Source organism: Photobacterium iliopiscarium (assembly GCF_003026395.1).
Classification (GTDB): domain Bacteria; phylum Pseudomonadota; class Gammaproteobacteria; order Enterobacterales; family Vibrionaceae; genus Photobacterium; species Photobacterium iliopiscarium.
Genome location: NZ_PYOO01000001.1, coordinates 799,561 through 820,196, shown reverse-complemented (window position 1 = coordinate 820,196; position 20,636 = coordinate 799,561). Strand labels below are relative to the sequence as shown.

Genomic DNA, 20,636 nt, shown 5'->3' with positions numbered 1-20,636 from the left:
TTTACAATCTGCTCCCTTTGGCCACTCGGGAATCCCACCGAAATTTAATGGTGCCGACTACCGGAGTCGAACTGGTGACCTACTGATTACAAGTCAGTTGCTCTACCTACTGAGCTAAGTCGGCACACTAATTTCTATTTTATTGCTAAGTCAAAACTCAACAACTAAATTTGGCGGAGAGATAGGGATTTGAACCCTAGATACGCTATAAACGTATGCTGGTTTTCAAGACCAGTGCTTTCAACCGCTCAGCCATCTCTCCAATGCAGCGCATCATATAGTTGAGTTTATTATCTGTAAAGTAATAATATAAAAAAAAGCATCAACTGATTTATTCTTCATCAATCCAGCGTAAAAATAAACAATTACCCGTTATAATTACATAAAAATCGACAGATAAAACAATCCTAAAATATCATTCACACAATATAGTGGTTATTTTTTACATCCTTGTTACTTATTAATGATGCAGGTAAACTTAACCATATAATTACTCATTCTAGATTTATTAATGATCATCATAAAAAACATCGCAGTCTTAATATTACTATCTATAGCAATCAGTGGCTGTAACCAATCTCAAGGGATAGTTATTCAAGCTCATGGTAATATCGAAACAACACAAAGTATAATCCATTAATAAAACCACATAACGCTATCCCTCAATATTGTTATTACTCCCTCAGACCTAAAACGTATAACCATTTAAATACTATAAATTAAAATTTTGATCTTGCTCCAAATTTAAATCAAAAAGCAAACGTTTGCTTCATCACGTATCACACTTCTATTCTAAATATGAATTTGATGACATTAATAGTTATAACAAAGTTATTCCTAAGGCGTATTTTACGTACAGAAGTTAATCTGTGAGTAAATCAAATGAAAAAAGAAATATTGGCCATTGCTATTTCATCGCTCCTTATGAGTGGTTTCGCTCAATCTGCTACTATTTATAAAAAAGATAATGGCGATAGATTAGATATTTATGGCGGTGCTGAAATTGGCGGCACAATTGTCACTAAAAGAGACAAATCCCCTTTTGGCGACAAATCAAAATCTTATGTTGATGACTCCTTTGGAACTATTGGTATAAAAGGACAAACCAATAAATTTTATGCCAAATTAGAAATTGATGCTGAACGCACTGATTGGACTTATGAAAATAATTTCAGATTAGTCATTGATAAAGCTTATGTCGGATATTTCTTAACAGATAAACAAACAGTAGAATTTGGACGAACAGACACTGCTTATGACCATTATGATGCTTTTGGTGATTTCTCAAATCAACTTGCCGATGAAGTATCAGAAGCGGGAGATCAAGATAATACCATTAAATACCGTGGTGAATTTGGTGCTTTAAAAGTTGGAATTTCTTATTCCGCAAAAGGTTGGGATTTTGAACAAGATGCTCAATCAATCTATGACGAAAATGGTATATTTTTAGGGAAAAAAGGATCGTACGTCACTGATTCCCGAGAAGGTGAAGTTATAAATGGCTATGCTGGCTATTTTACTAACAACCTCACCATTATTGCTGCTGCTGAAACAGTACATAATCGTGGCGAATTATATTCATTACACGGCAAATATAAAATTAACAAATTTGCTATTGGTGGATTCACCTCTTATTCCGACCGTGATGGTGTAAACAAAAATAGCATGACCTATGTATTATCGGGTTCTTACGACATTACAAGCCAATTAACGGGTTATGTTGTAGGTAATGTTTACAATGATGATAATAACGACAAAGATGACCAACATGTTGTTATCGGTACACAATATATGTATGCCAAAAATGTAAAACTCGTTGCTGAAGCTGCTATGGGGGGTAATACAGGCACATTAGGCTATTTAAAAGCATATTATTGGTTTTAAAGCACTCCCTCTATTTTAATTCATTGAATGATAATTCGTATATTGTTATACACATGGAAAATAACTCATGAAAAAAAACATTCTAGCTATTGTTATTGGCGCCACCATTTCATCATTTAGTTTTCAACTATATGCCGCTGATAATCAAGACCAAAATGAAATAAAAACATTAACCATTCAAGGTATTCAAGGTGAAGGCGAATACACTCCTATTACCCTAAATAAACATGTATCGACTCAACAATATCAAGTAAACGGAATTATTACAGCTATTCAGCAACATAATTTAGGTAAAGATCTAAAACAAGGCTTTTTCATGCAAGCCGCGACAGATAATAACCCTAATACCTCTGATGGTATTTTTGTTCAAACAACCGATATAAATAACTTAAAAATTGGACAAGAAGTTAACGTCATTGCAAATGTTAGTGAAGATTTTAAGTGGACTAAATTAATTAATGTCAAAAGAATTGAAATATTAACGAATGATAACCCATTACCACCAATTACTGTTTTAACATTTGATGATGTCAATAAATTTGACTTAGAACGTTACGAAGGAATGTTAGTACATATTAATGAGAATTCAGATCTAAACGTCACAAAAAATTATGGTTTTGATTTTAATTCATACCGTAGCAATATGTTACTTTCACATGGAACTGTCAACATACACCCTAATCAAACCCATGCGCCAACAACCTCTCATGCAAAACAATCCAATGATTTATTAGTTATTGAATCTTTTACCAAAGCACCAAACGGTGATATTCCTTGGTATCCAACCTTTGGTGCAGATAACGGCACCGGAACAACTGATAATTATATTCGTATTGGTGATGTTGTTGATGGCTTAGAAGGTGTAATAGGTTATTCGTATGGCGATTATCGTTTCTATGTCACCAATGAAGCTGATACAAAGACATTTATTCATACAAATGATAGAACTAACGCGCCAGTATTAAAAGAAGGCGGAGATTTACGAATCGCTAGTTTTAATGTTCTTAATTACTTTAATTCTCCATTTACACATGAAACTCAAAATCCATTAAAACAAAACCGTGGCGCAATAACACAAGAGGAATTTGATCTACAAAGCACTAAAATCTCTAAAGCCATTGTACGTATTAACGCTGATATTGTCGGTTTAATGGAAATTGAAAATAATGGTTTTAAATCAGATTCAGCCGTTTACGATTTAGTTACTAAAATTAATGATCGAATAAAAGATCCAGCTGAACATTACAAGTATGTAAAACCCAATAATGGTGAAAAATTTGTTGGTAGTGATGCTATTTCAAGCCAAGTGATTTACAAACCAAGTAAAGTAACATTAGAGCAATACCGTATAATAAAAATGCCAGAGCAACATGCGCCTGCAGTTAAGTATACTGATGAAAAACGTAAGCAAAGAAACGAAAGTGGCATTAATCATCAACGTGATACCATTGCTCCAACCTTTAAAATCAATGGCACTGATAAAACATTAACAATCTCTGTTAACCATTTTAAATCAAAGGGTTCTACTTGCTGGGAAGATGTAAACACAGGTAAACAGCTTGATGCAGATAAACAAGGCTCATGTGAAAATTTACGGGTTGCTGCTGCTGAACATTTAGGTGAAGCATTAGCTAAAATTTCCGGTTCAAAAATTATCATTGGCGATTTAAATTCATACGCAAATGAAGATCCCGTCATCGTATTAACTAATAGAGATAATGTACCTAAAGATCATATTATTAAAGCCGCAGCATATACTTATATTGGTGGAGATGAAAAGACAGGTACACCATTATATGGACCAGAAGGGAAAGTCATCAATAAAAATTATGGCTATACCAATATCATCCGTCAATTACATCCAGATTCATACAGCTTTTCATATCAAAATAATATTGGTACGTTAGATTATATTCTATTATCACCAGATCTAAAAAGTAAGGTTGTCGATGCTACAGATTGGAATATTAATGCTGGCGAAACTACGTTATTAGAATATGCAGATAAAAACAATTGCAATAAATACACGTGTTCTCCTCGTTATAAAGATATCTACCGCGCATCGGATCACGATCCCGCAGTCATAGATTTAAAAATTAAAGAACAGGTCAAAGATACAGTAAAAGATACGGAGAAAAATAAACATTCCGGTGGTTCAACTGGTGTAATGGGATTAATCTCCTTATTTGGAATACTTTTATTAAGAAAAAAGAATAATAAATAACCAATAAAAAAAGAGGCCTAATAAGCCTCTTTTTTTTGGAAAATAATATTACTGATAATTCTAATAATTAGTGATTATTCATAGCTGCAATGTGATGCTTATCATGAAATTAAATTCCACATAGTGATGTAATCATGCTTCGTCTATTTTAGGATACTAATTACATGCTTAGTTCTGCAAAATCACTTTCAATATCATTAAATAAAGCATGGATAAAACCATTCCTTTATAAATCTGATGTTGAAAAAAGAATTCGCTCCTGGTTTCAAAAATATAATACAGCTTGTATTCTTGATATTGTTCTAAAGGAAAAATCAGTTTCCAGCCCAAAAGTTAGAGTTACTGTTGAATATAATAAAATATTAAAGAATAGCCATATTGATACTGAAAAATTAGCCAGCATCATTGAAGATCAATTATTTGATTTTTTTGAATATAGAAATATAATATCGATTGATGAAATAATAAAAAAAATATCAATTGAAGATTCACCTCAAGATTATTGTCATTCATTAATAATGAAATCATTAAAAAAAGAAATAATTATTGATGACCAATTTAATTTATTAGATCTTAATCAACAATATTCATCAGAATATGATTTACATCACTTAACTGATTTAAAAGTTGAACGGTTATTATTTATATCACATATTATAAAATACAACATCAATGTGCATAATGCGTTAGCTGTTTAATGTTCTCAATCACCATCAAAAAACACCTAACCTTCAACATTTTTCCGTCTCGATGGTAGATATATAAAAGCCTCGTTATCATCAACGAGGTTATTCTACAACATACTGATAATCGCTCCCCTATCACGTATAATTTCACTGTAAGGTATAACGGAAAAACACTGATTTAGGCATTAGAGGATTTGAACCCGCTTTTATTGCACCAATTAAATATATTGCTACTTTTACTTAGACGAAAAAAAGCCGTTATAAATAGTGGCTTTTCAATGTTTGGCGGAGCTGATTTGGGCAGTAGAGGATTTGAACCTGCTTTATTGCACCAATTAAATACATCATTATTTTATTCAGACGAAAAAACGCTAAATTCTTAACGGCTTTCTTAAATTTGGCGGAGCTGATTTAGGCATTAGAGGATTTGAACCCGCTTTTATTGCACCAATTAAATATATTGCTACTTTTACTTAGACGAAAAAAAGCCAACATTTAAATGTTGGCTTTTTAAAAATTTGGCGGAGAGATAGGGATTTGAACCCTAGATACGCTATAAACGTATGCTGGTTTTCAAGACCAGTGCTTTCAACCGCTCAGCCATCTCTCCATGCGGCGTATATTATAGCGGTCAGAGTTTTCTGTAAAGCACTTATTCCAAAAAGGAATTTAAGTGGGTGATTATTATCCTGATAATTAAATATTGACTATTTAAACACATAATTAATGTTATGAACGGCTCGCTATAATTCAATTTAACAGCCATTGTTACAGTATTGGCGAATAATAACGTTACTATTTCAAGGAAGATTTTATGAACATATTAATTATTGGAGGAACGGGAGGCATTGGATTAGCGATTATCCAACAGTTATTAATCATTAAACCCCATGCAAACATCCATACGACATTTTTTCGCCACCAGCCACAATATCAACATCCACAGCTACATTGGCATCATCTTGATATTAGCCTTGAAAACCAGATAGCAGCACTTGCAAAACAACTACCTCAACTTGATGTCGTGATCAATGCTGCCGGTATGCTTCACACTGCGGAACATCAGCCTGAAAAGTCTATTCAACAATTTGATGTAGCTTTTTTCCAAACTAACATTCAAATCAATACCCTGCCAAGCTTATTAATTGCTAAACATTTTATGACTTCACTAAGAACTTCACCACGCAGTTATTTTGTAACTATTTCAGCGAAGGTCGGCAGCATTGAAGATAATAAATTAGGTGGCTGGATCAGTTATCGTAGCTCAAAAGCTGCACTTAATATGGCCATCAAAACTATTAGTATTGAATGGCAAACCAAACTTCCCCATTGTTGTGTGATTGCTTTTCATCCAGGTACAACCGCAAGCGCACTATCAGAACCCTTTCAACGTAATGTTGCGCCACATAAATTATTTACGCCCACTTATACTGCGCAATGCTTATTAAATTTATTGGCTATACTCACACCACAAGAAACGGGGCAATTTTTAAGTTATAACGGTAATATTATTCCTTGGTGATATCTTTTAAGCATAAAAAATACCGATAGGACACATGTTATATTATTATACATAATGTGAAATTCATCATAATATACAGGCTTCTTAATGCTGTTGTTTGCGTTGCTTAACCTCAATCAGCACTACCATTCACCCTCTTTCTTTCGGTAGATACAATGAAAAAACGTTCTGTTGGCTTTGCTATGACCATTTTAATTATTGGTAATTTGGTTGCTGTATTTTCTGATGCACTAATAAAAACTATGGGTAAAGATGCCGCAGTATTCCAATTTGTATTTTTCCGTCAATTATCAGCGGTAATAATCTTGCTCCCCTTTTGCTTACGAGCGACCAAACAGAGCTTTTTAGTTGGTTTAAAATGGCATTGTGTACGCGCTCATGTGTGGTTATTAGGTGCAATATTTATGGTTATTTCATTAAATACACTACCGCTAGCGACAGCCAATGCTATCTTCTATGCAGCCCCCTTGATCATGCTTCCGTTAGCTGTCATGGTTTACGGTGAAAAACTCAGTCGTTATTCTATTGCTGCTGGGATCATTGGTTTTGCTGGCGTATTAGTCATTGTGCGCCCAACAGACATTAGCTGGGCAGCATTAGCGGCACTCGTGGTTGCATTTACAATTGCAGTGAACAACCTTTTTATCCGCAAACTGCCCACCCAACAAAGCGTTGCCCAAACATTATTACTCACAAACTTAATAGGTATGCCTGCATCACTCGCATTAGCATTGTGGGAAAATAAACCATGGGATTGGTCACCACTGATTACTGCTTCAGGCTCTAGTGCATTAATTTTGGTGTATGCCGCAACATGCGTGGTAGCCTATCGAGCAGCGGAAAGTAATAAAATCGCCAGTGCTGAATACAGTGGTTTAATTGGTGCTGTGATCGTGGGTTATTTATTGTTTAACGAAGTGCCAGATATAACAACTTTAGTGGGCACGATAATGATCATTGCCCCATTATTATGGCTTGCCAAAGTAGAAAGAAAACGACATAAAAAAGATTCTATTCAAGCGATTGCTGTTAACGAATAATAAAATCTTTCATTGCATAACTTCATACATACAAAGATTAAAACTCGGCATATGCTCTTTTTAGCCACTGCTAATATGTGACTTAACACTTATTACATAGGATATTTTTGATGAAAAAAGCACTCCAAATTAATAATATTTATATCAATATGGAAACAATCGTTGCCTTTGATTTAAATTATAAAATTGATGGTCATCGCGCTCTTTATTTACTCACTAATAGCACTGAATTGCCTTTTTTAGAAATTGAAGAAAACGATATAGCAACCAGTGAAGGTACTGATTATCAAGCTCAAAAAGTCATATCGAGCGAATACAATCGTATTAAGCGTGAATTATGCGTTTATATGGGGGTTGTTTTATAAATAAAAAAGCGATAACCATTAGGCTATCGCTTTTTCATACCGCATGATTTTTCTATTACAACAATCTTAAACCAGTGCTTTATTAAATCCATCAAGGACCGCGACGGTGTTATGACCTAAATCATCTACCGCATAACCACCTTCAAAAACAAATAGTGTTGGAATATTTAATAAGCCAATCATCCAGCCAATATTTTGATAATCATTACGCATCAATTTAAAGTAACTGATAGGATCATCGGCAAAGGTGTCCATGCCTAATGAAATCACTAACGCTTCAGGCTTATATTCTGCAATACGAGCCAATGCTTGTGCTAATACTGGCTCATACACTGACCAATCAGTCGTGTGCAGTGGTAATGGCAAGTTAAGATTAAAGCCTAATCCTTCACCTTCACCTTCTTCATCAGCAAAGCCTAAATAATGCGGATAATCATAATCGGGATCACCATGAATAGACGTAAACAATACGTCACTACGATTATAGAAAATACTTTGCGTACCATTACCGTGGTGGTAATCAATATCTAATACAGCAACTCGCTTAGCACCTTGACGAACAAAGCTTTCAGCTGCAATTGCTGCATTATTGGCATAACAATAACCACCCATTAAATCAGGGGCAGCATGGTGACCCGGTGGACGACATAATGCAAACGCGGCATGCTCGCCTTGTTTAATTAAATCTACCCCTGTTAAGGCACATTCTGTCGCTGCAACAATCGCTTTCCAAGAACCAGCAGTAATAGCCGCAGTCATATCAAAGCTGTAATACCCTAAGCGGCCTTCAATATCTTTAGGAATACGATTACGCAAATGACGTGCTGGCGCAAAACAATATGGCGAGGCATCATGCACATCACCAAAGGTTTCTACCCACTGATCCCAGCAACTTGCAAGAAAATCAACATAATCATCGGTATGAACCCAACGCAGCGGCGCATCACCATAACTATTAGGCTCAACCATCATAAAACCACCGTGGTTATTTAGCGCATTCAGCACCATGTCAGCACGTTCGGGTTTTTCAAAACACGGGGTTGCTTCACCATTTAAAAATTCAAAACGTACATGGTGCAAACGTTGTTTTTCAGTGTAGATAACTTTCATTATTTCTTTAACTCCATCCAGTAACGCTGGTAGAGTGCCGTTGCGTCACCAACATCCGCTAAAAATTGACCTTTTTGCTTAATCGCTTTCGGTGGGAAGATAATCTCACTCTGACGAATATTGTCAGGAAGATTATTTAATGCTTCTAAATTAGGCGCAGCATAGCCAATTTCTGTGATAATTTTAGCTTGGTTCTCAGGCTTTAATAAGAAATTAATGAATTGGTAAGCGGCATCTTTATGCTCACTCGCCGCAGGGATCACCATGTTATCCATCCAGAAAATAGTACCTTCTTGAGGATAAGCAAATTTAAGTGCTGGATTTTCATTTTCAGCACGTACCGCAGTGCCGTTCCATTGCATTCCTACTGATACTTCACCAGCAATATAAGGAATGTGTGGCGCATCTGAATTAAACACTGCGACATTTGGAATTAAGGTTTTCAGCGTTTCGTAAGCTTGTTTAATTTCAGCTTCATCACGGCTATTAACACTATGACCGTTCATAATCAATGCCATGCCAAACACATCGCGTGGATCGTCAGTTAATAACACATTACCTTTAAACTCAGGTTTCCACAGATCTTTCCAGTGAGTGATTTGTTTACTATCAATGTGATCACTGTCATAACCTAAAGCGGTACTGCCCCAAACATAAGGAATAGAATACTGATTATTGGGATCAAATGGTTGATTTAAAATCGTGCTGTCTAGTTTAGAAAACGCGGTGATCTTACTATGGTCAAGTTTCGCTAATAAGCCTTCATCGGCCATTTTAGACACATAATAAGTAGATGGGAAAACCAAATCATACCCTTTACCATTGATCATTTTGATCTTGGTATACATCGTTTCATTACTTTCAAACGTTGAATAGTTAACCTTTATATCGGTTTCTTTCGTAAATTGCGTCAATAGTTCTGTTGGTAAATATTCAGACCAATTGTAAATATTCAATGTTGTATCAGCGAGAGCTGGTTGAGCGACGAAAGAGCTAAGTAGAAGCGATGCAAGTAGATTCTTTTTAAACATTTCACCTATTACCAATATTCAAATAAAGCTCGATATAAGCTTTTACAATTGACAATAACATAAATATATTTAAGCCGTTATTTAGAAATTGTATGCAAATGCTACACAGATATAATTTCAATAATATAAAAAAAGACGCTACTGATTAAACAGTTAGCGTCTTATTAACTCAATTGCAGTTACTCTTTTAACTCAAGAATAAGTCACTCAACGGTTAGTTATTCTTATTCGCCTGCATTTGTTCTGCTTCTTCAATAAAGTTCTTCGAAGGCGGTGTCCAACCACGTTCGGATTTAGTGTGTTTATCAGTACGCTCTTGTTTCATGGCCTCACCTAACGTTTGCTCTAGTTGTCTGAACAATTCGACATAAGAGGTATTAAAGCGATCTTCTTCCGTATTATCGCGCCATGTTTGATACAACAATTCTTTACTCTTCGCTTCCGTTTCAACAAACATTTCTTTTTGTTGTTCAGCTCTAAATGGATGTACGCCTAACTCTTTCAAAGCCTGTGCACCCATCGCTAACGCTGAACGGTAGGTTTCACTGATCACATAATCAGCACCTGCGCAACGTAATGAATAATGATGCCCTCTATCATAAGCACGCGCTAACACACGAACATGTGGATAAGTCTGCTTAATATAATGCACTAACTCGGTAGCACGTTCTTGATCATCAATCGCCACCACAAATACTTTGGCATCTTCAATACCAGCGGTATGCAATAAATCATGGCGAGTCGCATCACCAAAGAAACTTTTTATATCAATTTGACGCATATTATCAATTTGAGTCACAGAGTGATCGAGTACCACAGTTTGCATGCCATTTGAAGTCAATAAGCGATTCACAATCTGACCAAAACGACCAATACCTGCGATGATAACTTTCCCTTGTTCATCAATCTCATCCGCTTCACGTTCATTTTTAGCCGCACTAAATCGAGGTAAAATGACTTTATCAAATAATATAAATAACCCTGGGGTTAAGAACATCGACAATGCAACAACCAACGATAATGTTTGACCCAATTCAGCGGGTAATACATTGTTTTGGACGGTGTAGTTCAATAATACAAACCCAAATTCACCCGCTTGTGCCAAACTAAGCGCAAATAGCCATCTATCACTGCCTTTCACTTTAAAAACAAACGCTAATATTAGTAATACCAACGCTTTAATCAGCATTACACCAAGAGTTAATCCAATAATGGTGCCAAACTGATCAAACAAAATGCTAAAGTTAATGCCAGCGCCAACAGTAATAAAGAATAGCCCCAGCAATAAGCCTTTAAACGGTTCAATATTTGATTCTAACTCGTGGCGGAATTCACTGTTTGCCAATACCACCCCCGCAAGGAACGTTCCCAGCGCCGGCGATAATCCAATTAAACTCATTAATGTAGCAATACCAATCACCAACATTAATGCGGTAGCAGTGAAAATCTCACGCAAACCAGATGCAGCAACAAAGCGGAATAATGGTCGGCTAAGATAATGCCCACCAACAACAACTCCCGCAATGGCAAGGATCACCACAATGGCATATCCCCATCCAGGCAAACCTGCAACTAAACTTAGTTCTTCATGATGCTCGGCAGCGGTCGCCATGGTTGATTGTGCTTTTTCAACTAATTCAGGCAATGCCAATAGAGGAATTAATGCCAGCATCGGAATGACGGCGATATCTTGAAACAGTAATACTGAAAACGCACTTTTTCCGCCTTCGGTTTTACTTAGCCCTTTTTCATTAAAGGTTTGCAGTACAATCGCGGTTGATGACAATGAAAAAATCAAACCAATTGCCAAGGCATACGTCCAACCAAGTCCTAACGCACTGGCAATCCCCATTACGACAGCCGCAGTCAGCACAACTTGTAAGCCACCTAGCCCCAATAAACGATGGCGCATTCCCCACAACATTTTTGGTTCAAGTTCTAGACCAACAATAAATAACATCATCACTACCCCAAACTCAGCAAAGTGCTGAATAGTGGTAGTTTCACTGCCAACTAATCCAATAACAGGGCCAATAACGACACCAGCAATTAAATAGCCCAAAACAGAACCAAGCCCAAAGCGTTTTGCAATCGGCACCGCAATCACGGCTGCGACTAAATAGATAAATGCCTGTAAAAATATTCCTGTCATGGCTACTCCGTGATCACAAGATCAAGACTATGATTTAATTTTGATAATTTACTCGCTACGTCATAATCGAGCTTATTCTCTGCTATTGCGACTAACACGCGACGCCAATTGGTTAAGTGTTTGGTAATACGTTGTTCTTCCGTAGCGGTGCCTGCACCAAATAAAGCAAACGGCGCTAAAAACTCCATTCCCGTTAATTCTGTCATTTGCTCTAATGGCTGTAATAACTGGCGAATTGTAAAGTGATTGAAACCTTCTTTACGATAACTTGATTCAGAGCCACCAGCCGTCAGTGCACATAGGAATTTTTTACCCACTAACGCTTTTCCTTCACTGCCATAAGCAAAACCATATTCCAGTACTAAATCTTGCCATTCTTTTAATAACGACGGCGTGGAATACCAATACAATGGGAACATAAATACAATCACATCATGATCGCGTAACCGTCGCTGCTCTTTATCGATATCAATACGAAAATTGGGATACTCAGCATATAAATCCACGGTAGTAACGTGATCAAAACCTTTAGATGCATTAAATAACGGTACATTGATTTCAGAACGATTTTGCGACGGATGAGCAAATAAAATTAGCACTTTTTTTTGAGAAGCAGACATTGTTTTCCTTATTCTTGTTGTCTTATCATTGATAAATAGTACGCTAATAAAACATTATATTATAAATAAATTATCATGATTGCATATCAGCGATACCATTTAGATATACTACCGAATAAATCCTGCATTTTCATGAATTTTACTTGGCGGCAAACCAAAATAGCGTTTAAATTCACGGCTAAACTGCGCGGGGCTCTCATACCCCACCAGCCCCGCTGCAATATTAGCAGCCATACCTTGTTGTAAGATTAACGTCTTGGCATTATTTAATCGTATTTTCTTAATATATTGCAACGGTGGATCAGTCACGACCTGTTTAAACACTTTATGAAAAACAGACACACTCATACCCGCCATTGCCGCTAACTCATGCACTTGTAATTTAGTATCATAATGTAATTGTACATAATCAATTACTGATGAAATTTTAGCTAACGCACTATCCTGTTCACAATATTGCGCTAATAAATACCCCTGATCGCCTTGCAGTAAATAATAAAATAACTGTCGAATCAGTGATGGGCCCACAACCATCGCATCAAGAGGATCGTGCAATACTTCTAATAATTGCTCGACACTACGATACATACGTTCTGTCATCTTTGCGGTCGCCACACCACAACTGCCCTCATAATTAAATTGATGTTGTTGGTCAGATTCAATCATGGTGACTAACTGGCGAATAACGGTTAGATCAAAATCAATATTAATTCCAATCAATGGTTGCTGTTGAGAGGCAAAGGTTTCACAAACAATGGGATAAGGTGTGGTAACTAATAAACATCGCTGTGGATCATAATTAAATTGATGTTGATTTAAATGGCCTGTTTTGTGGCCTTGAAGAATAATAACAATACCTTGCTCATACATTTGCGGACTATATTTATGATAACTATCAATCCTAAATAACCGTACTCCAGCAAGATTGGTATCCACGCGAGCAGATTGGTGCGCTAACCCATAATACTCACATAACGAATAGGCTAAAGTTATTATAGATGAGGGTATAACGGCGGATTGAGGTTCAGCCATCTTTGCAATGCTTTCACTTTTCATGATTACCTACCCACGAATTTATTTTCATCACCTTAGCAGATATTCACTATTAATAGCAGTAACAAAAGAGGAATAGGCAAGCATTAAAGAGAATTATGTATTAAGTAAAACCGTATTATCCCCTAGACTGGAGACATCTAAGATACTCAGTATCTGATAACTAAAATCATTATAATAATCAGCTCAGTTTGCTGTTCTAAGGAAAATAAAATGGACAAATTTACGTATCAAAGCCCTACAAAAATTCATTTTGGTGAAGGTCAAATTGCTGAAATTGCCAATGATATTCCGAAAGATAAGAAGATCTTAGTCATCTACGGTGGCGGCTCAATTAAAAGTAACGGTGTCTATGAGCAAGTTTCTGCTGCGCTAACTGGTTTTAATTGGAGTGAGTTTTCAGGCATCGAGCCAAACCCACAATATGACACTCTAATGCAAGCTGTTGCTAAAGTGAAAGCAGAAGGCTATGACTTCCTATTAGCAGTGGGTGGTGGTTCTGTGGTTGATGGCACCAAATTCATTGCCGCTGCTGCATGTTATGAAGGCGCTGATCCATGGGAAATTTTACATGACCAAGCACCAGTAACAGCTGCGCTACCTATCGGTTGTGTATTAACATTACCAGCAACAGGCTCTGAAACTAACGGTGGTGCCGTGGTTTCTCGTGGTCACGATAAGCTGTTCTTTGGCTCAGCATTAGTGAAGCCTACGTTTGCTATCTTAGATCCACAAACTACATTAAGCCTATCTCCTCGCCAAGTGTCTAATGGTGTTGTGGATGCTTTTGTTCACACCATGGAGCAATACTTAACTTTCCCTGTGAATGCTAAAGTCCAAGATCGTTTTGCTGAAGGTCTATTGCTAACGCTTATCGAAGAAGGCCCGAAAGCACTAGCAACTCCAGATGATATCGCGGTTCGTGCCAATATCATGTGGTCTGCAACTCAAGCGTTGAATGGCTTAATTGGTGTGGGTGTTCCACAAGATTGGGCTACACATATGATTGGCCATGAACTTACTGGTAACTACAGTATCGATCATGCCCGTACATTAAGCATCGTGCTACCTGCGGTAATGCAAGTGTGTCGTAAAGAGAAACAAGCAAAATTAGTTCAATATGCAGAACGCGTATTTGGTATTACTACCGGCACAACTGACGAGCGTATTGATGCAGCAATCGCACGCACAATTGCTTTCTTTAAAGAAATGGACGTTCCAACGTCACTGGCTGATGTTGAACTAGGCACTGCTGATATTGATGTATTAGTTGCTAGCCTTGAGAAACACGGAAGAACAGCACTCGGTGAACACGGCAAACTGACTATTGCAGACAGCCGCAAAATTTTAGAGACTGCGTTATAATCATCACTGAATGATATAACCATAAATTTAAAGGCTAGGTATTTTATATCTAGCCTTTTTTATGCGTGGTTTTCAGAGTTTATAATAAACATCTTAGACAAAACATTTTGGAGACAAAACATTTTGGACAGCCAAATATTTCTAGCGGTACAACTGACGGCAAGAGAACATCTTAGAACATCTTGGACAGCCAAATGTTTTAACCCTTAAATAGAGTCCTCAAAAAGCAAACCATTCCACCAGCAATAATCTCTCAAATCTAAAATTTACAGCTCATTATTTATAATTCTTCGTTAAATCGATTCTGTTACCATATTTCAGGATCGACAGAACCCACAATCCTGACGGTTATTGCAGTATTTTCTTTCGATTATAAAAAGTATTTAACTAGGATGTAACTGATGACTCGCTGATTTCCCTTTACACCAATGCCCACCTGCATGTTGTTTAAATGCACACATTCGGGACCATTTACCGCTTACATTGGCGTAATGTTCCATAAATTGTTCACTGTGCTCAAGCCAAGCATCCGGTGTTATTCCCATTTTCTGTAAAATCTTTGGCTGATTAGGTGCAATAAAACCTTTTTTATCATTTCGAATACACCGACCAGTCCAGTCAATCAGTTCAAGATAATCGACAAAAGCAAAGTTTATTCCCGCTTTTTTAGCTTGATGTTCAGCACTAACAAAGGGTAATAATTGAAAACGAGAGGTATTTGATGATGATTGTTGTGTAGGTATTTTCGTTTGATGATGTTCACGAATACGTTGTTGAATAGAGGTAAAATCTGATTGATCTAGTGACGGTGTAATGCCTGCTCTAATAGGATTTAAGTCAACGTACATCATGCAAGATAATAACGCTTGCTCATCCAGTAGTGCCTGAGACTTAAACCGCCCTTCCCAAAATGCACCTTTACATTGATCTTCTTTATTGGCTTTTCGCGCGATTTCTTCATTAAGACAGCGCATAAACCAGCTAATACTGCCTAATCGTTGCTGCCATTCAGTCACTAATGTTGATAGTGCTTGTTGTTTATCTGCGGCTATTTGACCCTCTTTTAAAAAATCGACCGCGATAGGATGACCATTAAATAACTGTAACCAACGCGATATCACCGCTTCCGGGGTTAACTTTTGTTGTTGCTCGGTATCTATTCTTAGCACTAAATGATAATGGTTACTCATCACAGCATAAGCACACACATCAATACAAAACACAGCGGCTAATTGTTTGATTTTATTTACTATCCAACCGCGACGGTGTTGATAGTTTTTACCATTATACGGATCATCCCCACACAAATATGCACGACGTACACAACGATTAATCACATGATAAAAAGGCGTAATTTGAGGCTCGATCAATTTGCGTCTTGAGATTGTCATTCGTTTCACCATAAGCAACTTGAAGCTTAAGTGTAGTTACTCATAGTTGATGTGCAAAGTTATGGCTGTCCTTTAATCTGTTTAATCTTAAATAACGCTCATCGGTTTAAAATATCTCAGCTAAAATAAAACCCCTATCATTGAATAAATAATAGGGGTTTTATTTAATATATTACTATTTAAGCAACTGCGAATTAAGCGGTGGTTTTAAAACATTGGCGGGTGACATCACCCCAGTATTCATCGTGATAAATGTCTTCAACAAATACTTCATTGGTGTAACTGCCAATCGCACGTCGCCAAAATGCAATCGCGTGATCAGCGCCTGCAATCTGCTTGCTTTGCCATAGACCCGGCATCATATCAAATAGCGTATGGGCAAAACGTTGACCAGCTTTGTTCTTACGAAATACGGGTACAACGTAAAAATCACACACTTCGTAATGATCAACACTCTCGTTAGCAATAGCAGCTAATCCTGCGGGTTTACCTTCGATATACAATAAATAACCAGTGACATTACCCTCAATTGAAGTGTCTAAAGCAAACTTACCCTCATCATCAGGCATTTTTTTTGTTAACGGTGAAAATTCAGCTTCATAAGCTTGAGTTAAATTTAAATAGATCGCTAGATTGCTCGCATTCACTGTAACTAATTCCACTGTGTATCCTTTTTTATTGGTAAATCCTCGTCATAGAATACCGCATATAACAAAATCAAACAGCTTCATCTGCTCACATCATAACCACACCTGCTCAATTAACATTCATATTCATCAAGTTCCTGATGCTTTATTTATTTAGTGACACACATCAAAAGCAAAAGCACAAAAACAACAAAACGAAAGGTGTATATTTTCGAATTACTTCAAACTGTGATGTAAAATACAAAAAACGATCGAAAAACATGTTTTTATAAAAATAAGAAAACAAATGAAAACCAAACAACAGAGGTCTATATATGTCAAATATAGTGTTAAGTCGTATCGATGAGCGTTTAGTTCATGGTCAAGTAGGTGTGCAATGGGTTGGATTCGCTGACGTAAATATTGTCGTTGTTGCCAATGATGAGGTTGCCAATGATGAAATACAGCAAAATCTAATGGAGATGGTTATTGCTGACGGTATCAGTATTCGATTCTGGACCCTTCAAAAAACAATTGAAACCATTCATAAAGCTAACGATAAGCAAAGAATTTTACTTGTTTGTAAAACACCAACAGATTTTCAGTACCTTATTGAAGGTGGTGTACCCATTACTGCGATTAATGTTGGCAATATGCATTATTGTGCCAATAAAAATCAAATAGCGAAAACAGTCTCGGTTGATAACGATGATATCGCCGCTTTTCATTACCTTAAAGATCATCAAATTGCATGTTATATCCAAGGTGTTCCAACAGAAACGGCAACGGATATTTTTACTCTACTGTAAAAGGATAACGTCATGGAAATAGGATTTCTACAAGCAGTACTACTCGGTATTCTCGCCTTTTTCGCAGGGCTAGATTTATTTAATGGCTTAACACATTTCCACCGTCCCGTTGTTCTCGGGCCACTTGTCGGACTGATACTTGGCGATCTTCAAACTGGTATTTTAGTTGGCGGTACTTTAGAACTGATTTGGATGGGATTAGCTCCACTAGCAGGCGCACAACCCCCTAATGTCATTATTGGCACTATCGTAGGTACCGCTTTTGCCATTACAACAAAGGTTGAACCTAATGTAGCAGTTGGTGTAGCGGTGCCTTTCGCTGTTGCCGTACAAATGGGGATCACCTTACTGTTCTCAGCAATGTCAGCCGTGATGTCAAAATGTGACCAAATGGCAGAAAATGCAGATACCAAAGGAATTGAAACCGTTAACTATTTAGCATTATTAGTGCTTGGATCTTTCTATTTCTTATGTGCATTCTTACCTGTGTACTTTGGCGCTGAACATGCGGGTACCATGGTGCAAATGCTACCTCAACAACTGATTGATGGTTTAGGCGTTGCAGGAGGCATCATGCCTGCGGTTGGTTTTGCGGTATTAATGAAAATCATGATGAAAAATATCTACATTCCTTATTTCATCCTTGGATTCGTTGCCGCAGCTTGGCTACAACTTCCTATTCTAGCCATTGCCTCCGCCGCGACAGCAATGGCAATTATTGACTTCATGCGTAAACCCGAACCAGCACAACCAACTAAACCACAAGAGGATTGCGAAGATGGTATCTAATACTCACACTCACCCAGCAACTTCTATTCCTGCCGAAAACCCTGATGTACGTCCAGCACCTGGTATTGGTGAAGATGAATACGAAGATAAAAGCACAGGCGCAGAACTCACATCTGCTGATATAAACCGTATGGCATGGCGTTCAATGCTACTCCAAGCATCATTTAATTATGAACGTATGCAAGCTTCTGGTTGGTTATATGGTTTATTGCCCGGTCTATCTAAAATTCATACCAATAAAGCTGACTTAGCCAAATCAATGAAAGGTCATATGGGCTTTTTCAATACTCACCCATTTTTAGTAACATTTGTCATGGGTATTATTTTGGCAATGGAGCGTTCAAAACAAAACGTTAACAGTATCCAAAGCACGAAAATCGCCGTTGGCGCACCGATGGGAGGTATTGGTGACGCTATGTTCTGGTTAACACTACTGCCTATTTGTGCCGGTATTGGTGCTGATCTTGCTTTGCAAGGTTCAATCATGGGGGCGGTTGTATTCTTATTGTTATTCAATAGCGTACATTTTGGATTACGATTCGGACTCGCACACTATGCTTACAAAATGGGCGTGGCTGCAATTCCAATGATCAAAGCAAATACTAAAAAAGTAGGTCATGCTGCCTCGATTGTCGGAATGACCGTTATTGGTGCATTGGTTGCCACTTATGTTCGTCTATCAACAACGGCTGAAATTGAAGCAGGCGATGCCGTTGTGAAATTACAGGCAGATGTACTGGATAAGTTAATGCCTGCATTTTTACCTTTGCTGTACACCCTACTCATGTATGCCTTAGTTAAACGGGGTTGGAGCCCACTAAAACTTATTGGTGTAACGGTTGTAATAAGCATTGCAGGACGTTTTGGTGGCATTCTTTAAGGAATAAACAATGATATCTATAATTATTACAGGTCACGGCGCTTTTGCATCTGGCATGGAACAAGCATTACAGCAAATCATTGGCCACCAGCCTCAACTTACCTGTATCGATTTTCCAGAAGCCATGAGTACAGCGCAGCTAGAGCAAAAAATAGAATTGGCACTCAATCAATTACCACTTGATGATGGTGTTGTTTTTATGACAGACCTATTAGGAGGTACGCCTTTTAGATGTGCGTCACTTCTCAGTCAGCATAATGAAAAGATAAAAGTATTAACAGGTACGAATCTACAAATGGCAGCAGAAATGCTACTTGAGCGAGATGAATATACTTTAACTGATTTTTGCCAACAAGCATTAACATCTGCACATAGAGGAATAACAAGTTTAGATAAACAACTTCAGCAACAAAAGAAACCCAAATTAGTTCCTGAAGAAGATGGTATCTAAAGACATTAAAAAAGCACCGTTAATTCGGTGCTTTTGTATAGTGGCAGTCTGCTCTGAAATATATTTACTTCGTTTCTGGTAATAATTTGGTTTTAACTTGCTGAGACTTAGTACCTGTCGCCTTCATAAACTGCGCTTTAAGATTATAACTGATGGTATTGGCGCGAATAATATTACCATCTTGGGTTATTTTAGCGTTTTTCTTTAATACCATCATGCTATTAGAAGGGGTATAGATGCCGTAACTCGATTCACCATTAATGACTTTGCCGTCTTTCATTACACGTTTGAAGTGAGCATGCTTGCCATACACTTCAATCGTTTTTAATTCTTTAGTTTTACTATTTAATTTAATTACCGCTTTATCTGCTTTAATGGTGATACCACCTTGAACAATATCCACTTTACCAATTAACGTCGTCGTATTATTTACAACATCTACATCTTGAGTAACAGATGATAATTGGATTGGCAGTGCTGTTTCTGCCGTTGCCGCAAAGACAGAGGCACTCAAAAGTAAGAGTAACGTCGCAGTAAATAGCTTTATTTTCATTATTTATTATTCTCATCATGTGATGCTAATTTTCCGCGATAATTCCAAGAAAAGTAAGACGCTATAGCCCCTCTTCTTTATACAC

At 37.2% G+C, this 20,636-nt stretch carries 19 protein-coding genes and 3 tRNA genes; 11 read left to right on the top strand and 11 right to left on the bottom strand.

Annotated features, from left to right (window positions below):
• Positions 1-48: 48 nt before the first annotated feature.
• Both C9J51_RS03335 and C9J51_RS03330 read right to left on the bottom strand, forming a co-directional pair.
• Positions 49-124, bottom strand: a tRNA-Thr gene (locus C9J51_RS03335).
• Between the two features lie 47 nt (positions 125-171).
• Positions 172-262, bottom strand: a tRNA-Ser gene (locus C9J51_RS03330).
• Between the two features lie 620 nt (positions 263-882).
• Between C9J51_RS03330 and C9J51_RS03325 the strand changes: the two genes are divergently transcribed.
• From C9J51_RS03325 to C9J51_RS03315, 3 genes are all read left to right on the top strand, one after another.
• Positions 883-1,884, top strand: coding sequence for a porin (locus C9J51_RS03325; protein ID WP_052668272.1), 1,002 nt, complete (start codon positions 883-885; stop codon positions 1,882-1,884).
• 67 nt (positions 1,885-1,951) lie between these two features.
• Positions 1,952-4,108, top strand: a complete 2,157-nt coding sequence (locus C9J51_RS03320; protein ID WP_107274865.1) for an ExeM/NucH family extracellular endonuclease — start codon at positions 1,952-1,954, stop codon at positions 4,106-4,108.
• 164 nt (positions 4,109-4,272) lie between these two features.
• On the top strand, positions 4,273-4,806 hold the full coding sequence (locus C9J51_RS03315) for a hypothetical protein (RefSeq protein ID WP_107274864.1): 534 nt from the start codon (positions 4,273-4,275) through the stop codon (positions 4,804-4,806).
• 507 nt (positions 4,807-5,313) lie between these two features.
• On the opposite strand, the gene C9J51_RS03310 is transcribed toward C9J51_RS03315, so the two are convergent.
• Positions 5,314-5,404, bottom strand: a tRNA-Ser gene (locus C9J51_RS03310).
• A 204-nt stretch (positions 5,405-5,608) separates the two neighbouring features.
• Here C9J51_RS03310 and C9J51_RS03305 point away from each other — a divergent pair.
• The 3 genes from C9J51_RS03305 to C9J51_RS03295 all read left to right on the top strand — a co-directional run bounded on the left by C9J51_RS03305 (position 5,609) and on the right by C9J51_RS03295 (position 7,721).
• A complete protein-coding gene (locus tag C9J51_RS03305; RefSeq protein WP_045040900.1) occupies positions 5,609-6,316 on the top strand; it encodes an SDR family oxidoreductase in 708 nt (235 codons plus the stop codon).
• Positions 6,317-6,471: 155 nt separating this feature from the next.
• Positions 6,472-7,356: a DMT family transporter gene (locus C9J51_RS03300; RefSeq protein ID WP_045040901.1), complete on the top strand. Its 885-nt coding sequence runs from the start codon at positions 6,472-6,474 to the stop codon at positions 7,354-7,356.
• Positions 7,357-7,466: 110 nt separating this feature from the next.
• Entirely contained in the window at positions 7,467-7,721 is a 255-nt protein-coding gene (locus C9J51_RS03295; protein WP_045036514.1) for a hypothetical protein, read from the top strand.
• 66 nt (positions 7,722-7,787) lie between these two features.
• Here C9J51_RS03295 and C9J51_RS03290 read toward each other — a convergent pair whose 3' ends face one another.
• The 5 genes from C9J51_RS03290 to C9J51_RS03270 all read right to left on the bottom strand — a co-directional run bounded on the left by C9J51_RS03290 (position 7,788) and on the right by C9J51_RS03270 (position 13,690).
• Positions 7,788-8,831 carry a histone deacetylase family protein gene (locus C9J51_RS03290; protein WP_045040902.1) on the bottom strand — a complete coding sequence of 348 codons (1,044 nt, stop codon included), beginning with the start codon at positions 8,829-8,831 and terminating at the stop codon, positions 7,788-7,790.
• On the bottom strand, positions 8,831-9,862 hold the full coding sequence (locus tag C9J51_RS03285) for an extracellular solute-binding protein (RefSeq protein WP_045036512.1): 1,032 nt from the start codon (positions 9,860-9,862) through the stop codon (positions 8,831-8,833). The genes C9J51_RS03290 and C9J51_RS03285 overlap by 1 nt, the downstream gene beginning before the upstream one ends.
• Before the next feature lie 214 nt (positions 9,863-10,076).
• Positions 10,077-12,014, bottom strand: a complete 1,938-nt coding sequence (locus tag C9J51_RS03280) for a monovalent cation:proton antiporter-2 (CPA2) family protein (protein WP_045036511.1) — start codon at positions 12,012-12,014, stop codon at positions 10,077-10,079.
• Positions 12,015-12,016: 2 nt separating this feature from the next.
• Positions 12,017-12,634: an NAD(P)H-dependent oxidoreductase gene (locus C9J51_RS03275; RefSeq protein ID WP_045036510.1), complete on the bottom strand. Its 618-nt coding sequence runs from the start codon at positions 12,632-12,634 to the stop codon at positions 12,017-12,019.
• 108 nt (positions 12,635-12,742) lie between these two features.
• Positions 12,743-13,690, bottom strand: a complete 948-nt coding sequence (locus C9J51_RS03270; RefSeq protein ID WP_244907460.1) for an AraC family transcriptional regulator — start codon at positions 13,688-13,690, stop codon at positions 12,743-12,745.
• A gap of 210 nt (positions 13,691-13,900) precedes the next feature.
• Here C9J51_RS03270 and C9J51_RS03265 point away from each other — a divergent pair, with 210 nt between their 5' ends.
• Positions 13,901-15,052: an iron-containing alcohol dehydrogenase gene (locus tag C9J51_RS03265; protein ID WP_045040904.1), complete on the top strand. Its 1,152-nt coding sequence runs from the start codon at positions 13,901-13,903 to the stop codon at positions 15,050-15,052.
• A 383-nt stretch (positions 15,053-15,435) separates the two neighbouring features.
• Here the strand turns inward: C9J51_RS03265 and C9J51_RS03260 are convergent, their stop codons facing one another.
• Positions 15,436-16,443, bottom strand: a complete 1,008-nt coding sequence (locus tag C9J51_RS03260; RefSeq protein WP_107274863.1) for a transposase — start codon at positions 16,441-16,443, stop codon at positions 15,436-15,438.
• Between the two features lie 194 nt (positions 16,444-16,637).
• Complete coding sequence (locus tag C9J51_RS03255; RefSeq protein ID WP_107274862.1) at positions 16,638-17,105, bottom strand: GNAT family N-acetyltransferase; 468 nt, start codon at positions 17,103-17,105, stop codon at positions 16,638-16,640.
• A gap of 299 nt (positions 17,106-17,404) precedes the next feature.
• Between C9J51_RS03255 and agaV the strand changes: the two genes are divergently transcribed.
• The 4 genes from agaV to agaF are packed head-to-tail and all read left to right on the top strand — an operon-like array spanning position 17,405 to position 19,998.
• Entirely contained in the window at positions 17,405-17,878 is a 474-nt protein-coding gene (gene agaV / locus C9J51_RS03250) for a PTS N-acetylgalactosamine transporter subunit IIB (RefSeq protein WP_045040111.1), read from the top strand.
• 12 nt (positions 17,879-17,890) lie between these two features.
• The gene (agaW, locus tag C9J51_RS03245) at positions 17,891-18,667 is read left to right on the top strand and encodes a PTS N-acetylgalactosamine transporter subunit IIC (protein ID WP_045035506.1); all 777 of its coding nucleotides are present in this window, start codon (positions 17,891-17,893) and stop codon (positions 18,665-18,667) included.
• Entirely contained in the window at positions 18,657-19,547 is an 891-nt protein-coding gene (agaE, locus tag C9J51_RS03240; RefSeq protein WP_045035505.1) for a PTS N-acetylgalactosamine transporter subunit IID, read from the top strand. Before agaW ends, agaE begins: the two co-directional genes overlap by 11 nt.
• A gap of 10 nt (positions 19,548-19,557) precedes the next feature.
• On the top strand, positions 19,558-19,998 hold the full coding sequence (gene agaF, locus C9J51_RS03235; RefSeq protein WP_045040110.1) for a PTS galactosamine/N-acetylgalactosamine transporter subunit IIA: 441 nt from the start codon (positions 19,558-19,560) through the stop codon (positions 19,996-19,998).
• Positions 19,999-20,062: 64 nt separating this feature from the next.
• Here agaF and lptA read toward each other — a convergent pair whose 3' ends face one another.
• Positions 20,063-20,551, bottom strand: coding sequence for a lipopolysaccharide transport periplasmic protein LptA (gene lptA / locus C9J51_RS03230; RefSeq protein WP_045040109.1), 489 nt, complete (start codon positions 20,549-20,551; stop codon positions 20,063-20,065).
• Between the last annotated feature and the right edge of the window lie 85 nt (positions 20,552-20,636).